The organism is Lysinibacillus sp. K60 (assembly GCF_019731275.1).
In the GTDB taxonomy this organism is placed as follows: Bacteria; Bacillota; Bacilli; order Bacillales_A; family Planococcaceae; genus Lysinibacillus; species Lysinibacillus capsici.
In genome coordinates, this window is record NZ_JAASJR010000004.1 from 144,899 (window position 1) to 158,228 (window position 13,330).

The 13,330-nt window shown below is 37.4% G+C and carries 14 protein-coding genes; all 14 read right to left on the bottom strand.

What is annotated here, in order from left to right:
- Positions 1-194: 194 nt before the first annotated feature.
- Positions 195-788, bottom strand: a complete 594-nt coding sequence (gene coaE, locus HCH28_RS11055) for a dephospho-CoA kinase (protein WP_036078324.1) — start codon at positions 786-788, stop codon at positions 195-197.
- A 13-nt stretch (positions 789-801) separates the two neighbouring features.
- Positions 802-1,674: a bifunctional DNA-formamidopyrimidine glycosylase/DNA-(apurinic or apyrimidinic site) lyase gene (gene mutM / locus HCH28_RS11060; RefSeq protein WP_221680975.1), complete on the bottom strand. Its 873-nt coding sequence runs from the start codon at positions 1,672-1,674 to the stop codon at positions 802-804.
- Between the two features lie 12 nt (positions 1,675-1,686).
- Positions 1,687-4,314, bottom strand: a complete 2,628-nt coding sequence (polA, locus tag HCH28_RS11065; protein WP_221680976.1) for a DNA polymerase I — start codon at positions 4,312-4,314, stop codon at positions 1,687-1,689.
- Between the two features lie 4 nt (positions 4,315-4,318).
- Complete coding sequence (locus HCH28_RS11070; RefSeq protein WP_221680977.1) at positions 4,319-4,471, bottom strand: hypothetical protein; 153 nt, start codon at positions 4,469-4,471, stop codon at positions 4,319-4,321.
- A 56-nt stretch (positions 4,472-4,527) separates the two neighbouring features.
- Entirely contained in the window at positions 4,528-4,914 is a 387-nt protein-coding gene (locus HCH28_RS11075) for a hypothetical protein (protein ID WP_255601189.1), read from the bottom strand.
- Positions 4,915-5,178: 264 nt separating this feature from the next.
- Positions 5,179-5,595, bottom strand: coding sequence for a DNA polymerase I (locus HCH28_RS11080; RefSeq protein ID WP_221680978.1), 417 nt, complete (start codon positions 5,593-5,595; stop codon positions 5,179-5,181).
- A gap of 186 nt (positions 5,596-5,781) precedes the next feature.
- Positions 5,782-6,792: a protease modulator HflC gene (gene hflC, locus HCH28_RS11085; protein ID WP_221680979.1), complete on the bottom strand. Its 1,011-nt coding sequence runs from the start codon at positions 6,790-6,792 to the stop codon at positions 5,782-5,784.
- Entirely contained in the window at positions 6,792-7,763 is a 972-nt protein-coding gene (gene hflK / locus HCH28_RS11090) for an FtsH protease activity modulator HflK (RefSeq protein ID WP_131521350.1), read from the bottom strand. Before hflK ends, hflC begins: the two co-directional genes overlap by 1 nt.
- 149 nt (positions 7,764-7,912) lie before the next feature.
- Positions 7,913-8,626, bottom strand: coding sequence for an LrgB family protein (locus HCH28_RS11095; RefSeq protein WP_004226253.1), 714 nt, complete (start codon positions 8,624-8,626; stop codon positions 7,913-7,915).
- Positions 8,623-8,991: a CidA/LrgA family holin-like protein gene (locus tag HCH28_RS11100; RefSeq protein WP_221680980.1), complete on the bottom strand. Its 369-nt coding sequence runs from the start codon at positions 8,989-8,991 to the stop codon at positions 8,623-8,625. Before HCH28_RS11100 ends, HCH28_RS11095 begins: the two co-directional genes overlap by 4 nt.
- Before the next feature lie 351 nt (positions 8,992-9,342).
- Complete coding sequence (pnpS, locus tag HCH28_RS11105) at positions 9,343-10,878, bottom strand: two-component system histidine kinase PnpS (protein WP_221680981.1); 1,536 nt, start codon at positions 10,876-10,878, stop codon at positions 9,343-9,345.
- Positions 10,875-11,591 carry a response regulator transcription factor gene (locus HCH28_RS11110; RefSeq protein WP_004226247.1) on the bottom strand — a complete coding sequence of 239 codons (717 nt, stop codon included), beginning with the start codon at positions 11,589-11,591 and terminating at the stop codon, positions 10,875-10,877. The genes pnpS and HCH28_RS11110 overlap by 4 nt, the downstream gene beginning before the upstream one ends.
- 52 nt (positions 11,592-11,643) lie before the next feature.
- Positions 11,644-12,084 (bottom strand): MaoC/PaaZ C-terminal domain-containing protein, encoded by a 441-nt coding sequence (locus HCH28_RS11115; protein WP_004226245.1) that lies wholly within the window; start codon positions 12,082-12,084, stop codon positions 11,644-11,646.
- A gap of 158 nt (positions 12,085-12,242) precedes the next feature.
- On the bottom strand, positions 12,243-13,181 hold the full coding sequence (mdh, locus tag HCH28_RS11120; protein WP_004226243.1) for a malate dehydrogenase: 939 nt from the start codon (positions 13,179-13,181) through the stop codon (positions 12,243-12,245).
- Positions 13,182-13,330 lie beyond the last annotated feature (149 nt).

Consider the following 13,330-nt stretch of genomic DNA (forward strand, 5'->3'; position numbering starts at 1 on the left):
TCCTGTGAGTACATACTCAGATTAATTAATTATATACTTTATGGTGATTAGTATAACACAATTTTAAAAAAGATGAACATTATATATTGAGAATATAAAAGTTCTTATTTTCTGAAAAATTATTCTTTATTATGGCGTTTCCCCATAAAAAAATGCGTAGCAAGGTGCCTTGCTACGCATCATAAAAGAACTCATTAAATAACATCCCAATAATGCAGGATTTTTTTTAATTGTTCTTCCGTACTTTCTATATTTTCATTATTATAAATGACCGCATGTGCACCCTTTTCTTTGACAGACATCGGCAGTTGAGAGTGCATACGTGCCAAGGCATCTTCTTTAGATAAATTATTTCGTTCCATTAAACGTCGAAGCTGAACTTCTTCACTGACCGATACCACAATGATACGTTCCACAAAATGTTGAAGCTTACTCTCAAATAACAAAGGAATGTCCATCACAACATGTTCATGTCCTGCTTCTAAATAGGCATCACGCTGACGTAACATTTCTTTTCTGATTGCTGGATGCATGATATCATTTAACGTTTTACGTTTTGCAGGCTCATGGAATATGATATCTCCCAGCATAGTTCGATTTAAATTGCCGTCCTCAAGCAAGATAGCTTGTCCGAAGCTTTCAGCAATCAATGCTAATGTCTCTGTTCCAGGTTCTACGACATCTCGTGCTACAACATCTGCATCAACAATCGGTAAACCCAGTTCGCTCATCATTTTAGCTACTGTACTTTTTCCACTTGCAATACTTCCTGTAAGTCCGATAATCATTGCTAAATCCCCTTTAATGTTGACAATTTGGGCAATAGACAGAGGTACGCCCTCCAATTGTCATTTGACTTGTAGCCGTTTCACATGCTTGACATACCTTTTTCCCATACATTTTTAATCGATTCTGCATACTCCCGGCTTCCCCATTAATATTCCGATAATCAGAAATAGTTGAACCACCCGCTTCAATGCTTTGACGTAGGACAGCAACAATCTCCTCAAATAATGCTCGCTTCCGCTTTTCACTAATGCGGCTCATTTTGCGTGCAGGGTGAATTTTCTGAGCAAACAATGCCTCTGTTGCATAAATATTGCCACAACCCGAAATGACTTGCCCATCCATAATTACTTCTTTTACGGCTTTATTTTCATATTTCGGTAGCTTAGATTTTGTTATAAAAAAATCACATGCATGCTCATCAAATGGCTCTGGTGCCATTTTTGTCAATGGCGCATGATCTTCAATTTTCGTCAGAAAACGTAGTTCACCGAAGCGACGAATATCTGAATAAATCAAGTATCCCCCATCTGCCATTTCAAATGTCGCATGGATATGCTTTTGAAATTTCGCCTCATTGATTTCTTCGGGTGAATTCACAACAAACCAAGCACCTGTCATACCTAAGTGACTAACAAGTACGTATGGAACATCATCCTTCAGCAAATGAAAGAAAATATATTTGGCTCTTCGTTCAATTCTGGTAATGGTCATCTGGGACAAAGTACTTTCAAAAGCATCAGGCTCTGCTTGTTTGACAATACATTGTTTACCCTCACTAAAAGAGAAATGTATTCGTTCAGAAAGCTTAACCTGTTGAATGGTACGTCCTTCAACTGTTGGCTTCAATGCCTGGACGACACCCTCTACCTCTGGTAATTCAGGCATTTGAATCCCTCCTTATTTTGCCTCGTACCATGTTGAGCCATGATTAAAATCTACTTTAAGCGGTACAGCAAGCTCAATAGCGTTTTCCATAACTTCTGGTACAATTTTTTCTAGTAAGGCAATCTCTTCCTTTGGTGCCTCAAAGATCAGCTCATCATGGACTTGAAGCAGCAGTTTTGCCTGCATCTTTTCTTTTTTCAATCGAGCATCCATATCAATCATTGCCTTTTTAATGATATCAGCTGCACTACCTTGAATTGGCGTATTCATCGCCGTACGCTCAGCAAAGCTTCTTAAATTAAAATTCGAGCTTGTAATATCCGGTAAATAACGGCGTCTATTTAATATCGTTGTCACATAACCATTAAATTTCGCATTTTGTACAATGTCATCCATGTACTGTTTTACACCAGGGAAACTCGCGAAATACTTTTCAATAAAATTAGCCGCTTCCTTACGCGTAATATCTAAGTTTTGTGATAGACCATAATCACTAATACCGTAGACTATTCCAAAGTTAACAGCTTTCGCTGCGCGACGCATATTACTATCAACCTCATCTTCTGACACATGAAATACATCCATAGCTGTACGTGTATGAACGTCCATTCCTTCACGGAAAGCCTCAACAAGGTTTTGATCTTCTGACATATGCGCAAGAACGCGTAATTCAATTTGCGAATAGTCAGCAGAAAATAATATCCAATCCTCTTTTGAAGGTACAAAGGCTTGACGAATTTTGCGGCCCTCCTCTAAACGAATTGGGATGTTTTGTAAATTCGGGTCTGTTGAGCTTAAACGCCCTGTTGCAGTTAAAGCTTGCTGGAAGCGTGTATGCACTCTACTATCTGATTCATGAATCTCCTTTAGTAAGCCTTCAATATATGTGGATTGTAATTTTCCAAGTTGGCGATACAACAGAATATGTTCGATGATAGCATGCTCTGACTGTAATTTTTCTAGGACATCCGCAGCAGTTGAATAGCCTGTCTTCGTCTTTTTAATCACAGGTAGCCCTAGCTTATCGAATAGAATCACACCTAATTGTTTTGGTGAATTAATATTAAAGGTTTCTCCAGCTTCTGCATAAATTTCTTGCTCAATTACCACAAGTTTATCATTAAGCTCTTGCCCCATTTTCTCTAACGTAGCACGGTTAACCGTAATCCCTTCGCTTTCCATTTCACCTAAAATCCCTGCTAATGGTAGCTCTAGGTTTTTATAAAGATCGAATTGTTCATTTTCCTTTAATAAGGCTTCCAGTTTCGGCTGTAATGACCATACTGCAAAAGCTTTACGGCTAACATGCTGTGCAAGTTGATCCAAATCAGGAATTGCACGCTTAGCACCTTTTCCATAAACCGCTTCATCTGCTTGGACATCATAGTAGCCTAATTCCCTTGCAAGTGTTGCGATATCATCGCCACTTAATGCTGGATTATTAATATAAGAGGCAAGTAGCAAATCAAAGTCAACGCCAGCTAATTGAATCCCAGCTCGCTTTAATGATGCTTGAGCTGCCTTAGAATCGGACATATATTTTATTTTTGTGGCATCTTCTAGCCAACGACGGAGAGTATCTGATTTTGCTGCATCCTCAAATGGAATATACTGCGTCTTTATGCCATCTGATAATGCAATTCCTAGCTGCTGACAAGTATGATAGTGCTCGTTTTCAAGCTCTACATGCACAGCCATCACATCTTGTAAATCCTCAGGTCGAACTTCCTGAACAAGGTCATAATCGAAAGGAGCTTGCTCTTTTTCCTGCACTGTAAAGTCACTTTTATCAAGCAGCGATTTAAAGCCAAGCTCACGCCACAAATTGATTAATTCATCTTCTTTTGGCCCATTATAGGCAAGATCAGCCAGTGAAATGGTGATTGGAGCATCCGTATAAATCGTTGCCAGCTTCTTACTCATGATGGCCTGCTCTTCATTAGCTACAAGCTTTTCCTTCATTTTAGAAGCTTTCAACGTATCCATTGCTTCATAAAGTGCTTCAACGGAGCCATGCTCTTTTAATAATTTTACAGCCGTTTTTTCCCCGACGCCTGGTACACCAGGAATATTATCGGAGGAATCCCCCATCAAGCCTTTCATATCAATAATTTGGAGCGGCGTTAACCCGTACTTTTCCGCAATAAAAGCTGGTGTATTTTTCTCTATTTCCGTAATACCCTTTTTCGTTATATAAACGGTTACTTGCTCTGTCGCCAGCTGTGTTAAATCACGGTCTCCAGAAACGATGATAACATCTATATCCTGCGATGAAGCCTCTTTTGCAAGCGTTCCGATAATATCATCTGCTTCATATAATTCCTGCTCATATTGCTTAATGCCATACGCATCAATGAGCTTTCGTAAATATGGAAATTGCTCTGATAATTCTGGTGGTGTCTTTTGACGTCCTCCTTTATATTCTGTAAAGGTTTCATGGCGGAATGTTGTTTTCCCCGCATCAAAAGCAACCAATATTTTCGTTGGCTGTTCTTCCTCTAATATTCTTTGTAGCATTGTTGTAAAGCCGTATACAGCATTAGTATGAATGCCACTATCATTCGTTAGCAATGGCAACGCAAAAAACGCGCGATACGCTAAACTATTACCGTCCAATAATAGTAATTTTTCCTTGGTCATGATTTTATCCTCCTGCGTTGTCTTCTACTTCTACTTTATCATAACAATACATTTCAAGTAAAAAAAGCAGTCGTCCATCCTCAAGGTTATCCCTTATTTTTAATGGTTTATCCACCACTTTTAAGGCTCTATCCGTTACTTTAGCATTCCTATTCATTCAAAAAAGCCAACCGCTCGCACAGCGGTTGACTTGCTTAAAATATTTTAACATCCTTAACGCATATTACCTATAATAGACGAACGACTATCCTGCATTTTTTTTACAAAATTAGTCATTACATCAAAAGCCTCATTCCGTTTACTATTCATGCTTTGTAAACGGAGCATATCCATTTGCTGAGAATTACTTAAAGCATCCATTTGACCTTGCTGTGCATTCAAATCAGTTAGCTGCTGATTTCGTTGTTGAACACCTTCTAGTTGATCCTTAAGTTGATTTTCTAACAGCTGTGCTCGCTGTGATTGAACTGCCTGTAATGCCGATTCTAGATCCATGCCTTGAATATCAATTGGTTGAATTTGGCTATTAGCAGAGGATTGCCCTGCCCCACTAAATAATAATCCCACTGCTAAAGCACTTCCAAACACTACCTTCTTCATCTTGAACCTCCTCCTATTAATGAATCTTTGCTTATCATACATACTAAAGGTTAAAACTAGGTTAAAAAAATCTAATTTTCATTATGGTATGTATGTATCCGCCTATCAAGTTTAGTCATTGACTATTCTCAATATCTTGACTGTACTACAGATTAAATAAGGGCAATACTGACAAATGTTAATAATTTACGTGTTAACAAGGCATAAAAAGCAAAAACTTCATTCAAGGACAAGTCTCCTGTGAATGAAAGTTCCTAATAGTTGTTATTGATTTGAAGTACGATAAAAAACTTCTTCATAGATGACAGTTAGTATAAATGCATTCATAAAAGCAAACACAAGGAATAACGGCATGCCACCTAATTGTAGATGTGTTAGCTCTTGATTAAAGACCATTACTGTACTAATTTGTGCTAAAAAGAAGATTAAGCCAATTCCAACCTGCCAAATAGGACGCTTGACCTTTCTTTTTTCATACCAAAATAACTTCTTAAAAAGGTTTCTTACATCATCTGCAATAATGATACTGACTAAAAAGATACAAACAAAAAACACTGGTATATGATAAACACTCTTCGTCACCCACGAAAAATCGGATAGACGGTAGAAAAGTGTTAATATCGAAGCTATACTACAAGCAATTCCTAAATTTTGGAGCCATTTGCTAATTTGTAATTTCAAAGCCCTTACCCCCAACTATTCTTTTTTAAACATTATCATTCTATCAAATTATAGTTGATTGGGGAATACAAACTTATAAATTTCTATTATTTTTATACTATAATAATTCGATTTCACGGATAGTTATAATTCTAGTGCAACAAGAAAGTCGTCTCCTAAAAGACAGAGACGACCTTTAAACTGCGTTTATTTTATATAACCAGACAAGATGTTGGCATATGGTGAAGTAGCTGGCAAGATAATAACCGTATCTTCCCCAACCGTTTTCTTATAGGATTCTAGTGTGCGGTATAAAGAATAAAATTCAGGATCTTGTGAGAAAGATTTATTGTAAATCTTTGCAGCCTCTGCTTCTCCTTCAGCTTGAATTAAAGCAGCTTCTTTACTTGCTTTAGCAAGCATTTCTTGTACTTGTTGATCCGTTTGTGCCTCAATACGACGTTTCTGTGCATCTCCCTCTGAAAGATACTTTTGTGCAATTGATTCACGATCTGAAATCATATTCGTAAAAACGGATTGTTCATTTTCAGTTGGTAAATCAATGCGACGTATACGTACATCTACTACTTCAATACCATAGTTATCGTTGGAAAGAAGTTCATTAACACGTTCAGTTACTTGATCGTTGATGCTGCCTCGCGAAGAATCCTCATCATTTATAATCTCCGTATAGTTAATTCGGCCAAGTTCAGAGCGAATAACAGAATAAATGAACTCTTCCATACGTGATTCAACTTTTTCTATCGTACCAGCATTCGAAATTAATAACTTAGGGTCTGTAATACGCCATACAGCATAATTATCAATAATAATTCGTTTTTTATCCTTTGTATTAATCTCTTCTTCCGATATCTCATATGTCATTTGGTTTTTTGGTAACTTCGTGACACTTTGAATAAAAGGAATTTTTATATTTAAACCTGGTTCACGCTCAAACTTAACAACCTCTCCAAACTGCCGAACAACTGCATACTCTGATTCTTTAACGATATAAATATTCGTTAATAAAGTAATCACTAGAGCGAATATGACCGTTAAGGTTACAGCTAGAGAGATATATTTTTTAGGATTCTTCGGTCCTTTCTTCGACATTTTCACTACATTGTCTCCCGAATCACCTTCTGAAGGAGCAGCTTTTTTACTTTTGCCAGATAAGAAATTGAGGAATTTTTCTAGATCCTTATTTTTTTGGTCCATTAGTTACCGCTCCCCTCTTTTTTCTCTGTTTGTGTCTGTTGCGACTGTTGAGGCTGTAGTTGCTGAAGTGGTAAATACTTCATCGTACTACCGTCATCATTCATAATGTAAATTTGGGCTTTTGGTAAGACATTTTCAAGCGTCTCTAATATTAATCGCTCTCTTGTAATTTGCTGATTTCCCTTGTATTGCTCATACATTTTATTAAAGACGGCTACATCTCCTTGAGCTTGCTCGATACGGGCTGTTTTAGTACCTTTAGCCTTTGACATAATAGCATCGCGTTCACCCTGAGCCTCATTAATGCGTTGGTTTTCATATTTTTCAGCTTCATTTATTTTTGTATTTTTCATTTCACGTGCATCTGTTACAGCAGTGAATGCTGCACGCACATCTTTATTTGGCAATTCTACATCTTGCAATTTCACACCTAAAACGCTTATTCCAATATCGTATTTTTCAATAAGAGAAACTAATAATTGGCGAGTATTTGCTTCGATGTCAGCTTTACCTTCCGTTAACGCTGCATCGATAGAAGAACTTCCGATTATAGAACGAATGGCACTCGATGTCGCGCTATGTAATATTCTTTCTGGATCTTGCGAATTAAATAAAAACTTATTAGGCTCTGTAATTTTCCATTGAACAACAAGGTCTGTTAAGACAATATTTTCATCCCCTGTAATCATTTTTGTTTCAGCGTCGTATGCCTCTAGCTCACCTGCTTTATTTTGCTTATAACCAAATTGCAGACTAAATGTTTCTTTTGACAAAATTTCTACGGATTGGACGGGCCAAGGTAATTTAAAATGAAGACCTGGATTTGTTACTGTATCATCGGCACGACCAAATGTAATAACCACAGCTTGCTCTGATTCATCTACCGTGTACCATGAAGTAAAAACTGTAATAAGTGCAATAATTCCAAATATTCCAAGTCCAACAATCATTAGTGTCCTTTTCACACTCATGTCTGTTCCTCCTTTTGCTTAGTACTATTGTTTACGGTGAACCTTTATAAAAAGTTTCAAAATATTTTCATATAATGCTTGTAAAGGAGAGAATCCTCTGTATCTCATGCTTAACAAAAGCTTTTTAAAGCAAAAAATCCTGTTACCTTTTATGGCAACAGGATATTGATAACCAGATGTTCAAATACTGGGAAAATGGTTGTGGATAATACAATACTAATTAATGCAGCAACGATCATCGCTAGACTAGCAAATGTGCCTTCTAGCTCTCCAAATTCAAATGCTTTTGATGTACCCGTTCCATGAGCACCCATACCAAGCATTAATCCTCTAGATGAAGGTCTGTGAAAACGACATACTTTGATAACGATTGGCGCTAACAAGCTCCCTAAAATACCAGTCGTCATAACGAAAACAGCTGTAAGGGTAGGAGAACCACCAATCATATTAGAAATATCCATCGCAATAGGAGTTGTTACAGAACGTGGCACTAAACTATGCACCAACTCATCATTTAAGCCCACCAATAGAGCCATCATAAAGGATGACACAATAGCAACCGCAGAACCAACAGCAATGCTGATGAAAATTTCAAATGCGTGTTTTTTTAATAGGTTGACATTTTTATATATAGGAACGGCAAACGCAACGGTTGCTGGTCCTAGCAAATTTGTTAAGACACTCGCTCCAGAATTGTAGGATTTATAAGAAATTCCTGTCAATAGTAAAATACCTATAATTACTAAAGGTGTAATCAGCATAGGTGTCAGCCATTCTTTTTTATATTTCTTATAAAACATTTTACAAATATAAAAAATAGCAACAGTCCCAAGTAAACTGACAATGGCGATTAATAAAGTCATATCGCATCACCCTTCTTTCGCTGCTCTAGCCATTGTGCTGTATACCCCGTTACAAACATTACCACAATGGCACTCGCAACAATGACAAGCACAACCTTCATTCCTTGCACACCGAATAAGGCATGATAATCAATAACACCGATGGCAGATGGAATAAAGAATAGTAAGAGTTCACTTAATAGTACGGCTGCTCCTAATTCAATCCATTCAAGTTTGATTATATGAAACTGTAACAGCAAAAATAATAGGACAAGTCCTATTATACTCCCTGGAATCGGCAAGTGAAGTAGGCGTGCAATAGTATTTCCGATTAATAATAGTATATAAAGATAGCCGATTTGCACGATACTTTTGACGATTTTCATGGTCATCCTTCTCTCATTTTTTTCTCTGCCTCAACAGTCAGGAAAACACAATTCGAATGATAAGAAGGTTGATTCACTGACTGTCAAAGCGTTCGTCTAACAGACAATCGCGGATAAGATGGTTGTTAAACTTTATGCTACTATACTTTACACCTATTTACGTTCCCTGTAAAACAGAAAAAGAACCTAGTGTCTAAAAAACACTAAATTCTTTCTGTGGCGAATATAAAGCAGTTAAAAATCTTCTATTAGATTTTTATGGTCATCGTCTTAACAATCATATTGGGGGTTTCTAGTAATAAGTATAGTGCCCTAATATGAATGTAACATGTTGTTCATGTAAAGGATTTGTTAATTTTTCGGAATCATGACAATCATTTTAGTTCCTATGCCGACTTCGCTCTCTACTTGAATTCGGCCATGATGAGCCTCTACTAAATGCTTAACAATCGCTAACCCTAAGCCTGTTCCACCAGAATTACGACTTCTCGCTCGATCCACCCGATAAAATCTTTCAAAAACGCGAGGTATTTCATGTTTTTCAATGCCAATCCCTTGATCCTCTATTTCGATAATGCCATGTGTTTCATTTTCCTTTAATCGAATAGAAACAGTCGTATTTTCAGGAGAATATGTAATCGCATTGGTTATTAAATTCGTCACGATCTGAATGATACGATTGGCATCCCCCATAACCTGGACATCTCGTTCGATATCCACCTGGAAGCTCATATTTTTTTCATCCAATCGCGGAGCTGTCAATTCTGCTCCACGAATTAGAACATCCTGTAAGCCCATCGGCATAATGTTGACAGTAAAACCATGCTGCTCGATCTTTGAGAGCTCTAGTAAATCTTGAATCAGCATTTGAAGTCGATTACTTTCTTTATATATAATCTCCAAAAAGGAAATCAGCATTTTTTCGTCTTTATAGGCCCCATCCAATAAAGTTTCTGAAAAGCCTTTAATAGATGTAATAGGTGTGCGTAATTCATGTGATACATTCGCAACAAAGTCTTTCCGAATTTGTTCTAATCGAACTAGTTCCGTGATATCATGCATAACGATAACAACGCCTAGCCATCGTCCATGATCTCCGATGACCGGTGCCCCATAAACTTCTTTGTTATAAAGCTCTTGCTGTACTTCCATTTTAATTTGTTGTCGATAAGGCATTTCTGTCAGAAAGACATGATCGATAAATTGTTCTAATGATTTAGGTAAGCCTATTGTACGAAAAACCTTTCCTTGGACATCATCAAGCTGCATTCCAAAGCGCTCTAGAAATACTCGATTTACAATGGAAATATTTCCTTCACGACCAATCATCATAAGGGAGCTCCCCATATTTTCAATTAAGGTTTTCAGTCTTTCTTCCTCTACTTCTCGTATCGTTGTAATATCTTGCAAATTCCGTGCCAATATGTTTATAGAATGACTCAGTGGTATCATCCGTTCATGTTCATTTTCTTGAGCACGCGCACGATAGTTACCCTTTGCAAGCTCAAGGGCAGTGTCTGTCACATTGTCAATCGGTGCAGTAAAGTTACGTATCATATAACGACTTATAATTGCTATTAATATCAACGTGATGGTAAAGAGAATAGCCAGTACTCCATAAAGGCGAGCACGCACATAGTTCAATAAGGATTCGTCTCGTTCCATAGCCTGAGCTGCGTACAAGGCTTCCTGATCTTCCTTCGTTAAATCCATTTTGCGTTCATTGATTACTTGGTCCATTGATGTCCTTATCTCAGTTGTTGCTTGCTCGTTATATTGCTTGATATAAACAGGAAAAAGCTGACCTATAACAATCATTAGGACAGCTAGTATCGTTCCAAGTAAAAGCATGAATGTCAAGAATAAGCGGTTGCTCATCGATTTCATGTCGTTTTCGGCTCCTCAAATTTATAACCAAGGCCTCTAATTGTTTTAATAAACATCGGCTTACGGCTATTTTCTTCAATTTTATCGCGAAGGTGGCTAATGTGTACATCCACAATTCGAGTATCGCCAGCAAAATCATATTTCCATACAGCACTTAATAGCTGATCACGTGTTAATACACGATTTTTATTTTCAAGTAAATAGATGAGTAGCTCAAACTCTTTTGGTGTAAATTCCAGTGCCTCATCCTGTAAAAATACTTCAAATCGCTCTGGGTACACGCGCAGTTGTCCAAATTCATACATTTTTTCCTGCGCAACATCCTTATCATCTGCCACAACGTTTTGCGTGAAACGTCTTAATACAGCCTTGACACGCGCTAAAACTTCACGAGGACTAAAAGGCTTTGTCATGTAGTCATCTGCTCCCAACTCAAGACCAAGAACTTTATCAAATTCGTCATCCTTAGCAGTTAGCATAATAATTGGCGTATTCATACGTTGCTGTCGTATTTGTTTACAGACCTCCATGCCATCTAGTTTTGGAAGCATCAAATCTAAAAGAATTAAATTTGGCTGTAAGTCGATTGCTTTTTCAAGCCCTTCCTGACCATCAGCAGCAGTTTCCACTACATAGCCTGCCTGTTCTAAATTATATTTCAATAATGTTGCAATCGAAAATTCATCTTCAATTACTAAAATCGTTTTTGTCATGTCTAATGCCTCCGTTAGTGATTTGAAACCCCCATTTCAAATCTCAAGACGTCTATAGCGCAAGTGGTGGAGTCACAAGCAATAAACCTTCAATTACAAGCTGCTTCTGCTCATTATATGAGTGGACAGATACAGTGATGGTATTGTCATATTTATTGATTGCTGTAACCTCTAATAGCGTATCGAACAATTCATAATGATAGAGAGGTCCTAAATATTTTAAATGTTGCTCAATAATTCGTGCACCTGGTCCCGGAATATACTTTGACACAGCTGATGTAATAATACCATTTAACATAATTGTCGGCACAATTGGTTTTTGAAAAGGTGTCATAGCAGCATAATCATGTTGAATATAAAGTGGATTACTATCGTTTGTAAGCCCTAAATAAAGCAATAGATCCCTATCTTCAATTTTTTCAGTGATATGGATTTTTTCGCCAACTGTAATTTCATCGATTGTGAGACCAAGTTTACTATTTTTTTGAAGCAAAGATACGCCAACCCCTTTTCTATCATACTACCTTCATAGTATCAATTTTATGCTAAAAGTACAATGAAAAGCAGAAGATCCTTACCTTTCTCGACCCTGGAAACATAAAAAAATGAGCAGGAACATTCCCTACTCATTTTAAGATTTAGACTGATATTTTACACTAAAATTTTCATCACATTACGAACTGCTTCTGCCGATTGATCTAAAGCTGCTTTTTCTTTGTCCGTTAATTCTAGCTCAAAGATTTTTTCAATACCGTTTTCGCCAAGTAATGTTGGAACACCTAAGTATAGATCATGATAGCCGTACTCGCCTTCTAAATAAGCAATAGATGGTAAAATACGTTTTTGATCTTTTACAATAGCTTCAGCCATCTCTATTAGTGCCGCAGCAGGTGCATAATAGGCAGAGCCGTTACCAAGTAAGTTGACAATTTCTGCTCCACCATTACGCGTTCGGTCAACAATTTCTTCTAAACGTTCAGCAGAAATAAGTGTTTCTAACGGAATACCACCAGCAAATGAATAACGTGTTAACGGTACCATTGTATCACCGTGACCACCTAATACAAAACCAGTGATATCTTTTACTGAAATCTTAAGTTCTTCTGCCACAAATGCACAGAAACGAGCCGTATCAAGAACACCCGATTGACCAATAACACGGTTTTTAGGGAAGCCAGTTTCTTTGTATACTGTGTATGTCATGGCATCAACTGGGTTTGTCAGTACAAGGATTGTAGCATTTGGTGAATGCGTAGCAATCTCTTTTGAAACAGTTTTCATAACACTCTGATTGATTTGTACAAGGTCATCACGACTCATACCAGGTTTACGTGCAACACCAGCAGTAATAATCACTACGTCAGAATTCGCCGTATCTGCATAATTGGAAGTACCTTGCACATAAGAGTCAAACCCTTGTATTGGTGCTGCTTCCCACATATCTAGCGCCTTACCCTTTGTTGGGTTTTCTGCCTGTGGAATATCCACTAATACGACGTCACCAAGTTCTTTCTGAGCTGCTAAAAATGCTGCAGTAGCGCCTGTAAAACCGCCACCGATAACTGAGATTTTTTTTCGTTTCAGAGACATTTGAATACGCTCCTTTAAAATTAGGTTATATATTTTAAAAGAGGGAGGAGACATCCATCTCACTCCCTCAATTAAACAAGTTTATCGTAAATATTCAATTAAAATTTACTATCACCCTAATTATATCGGCAGAAAAAAGCATCCGCTTT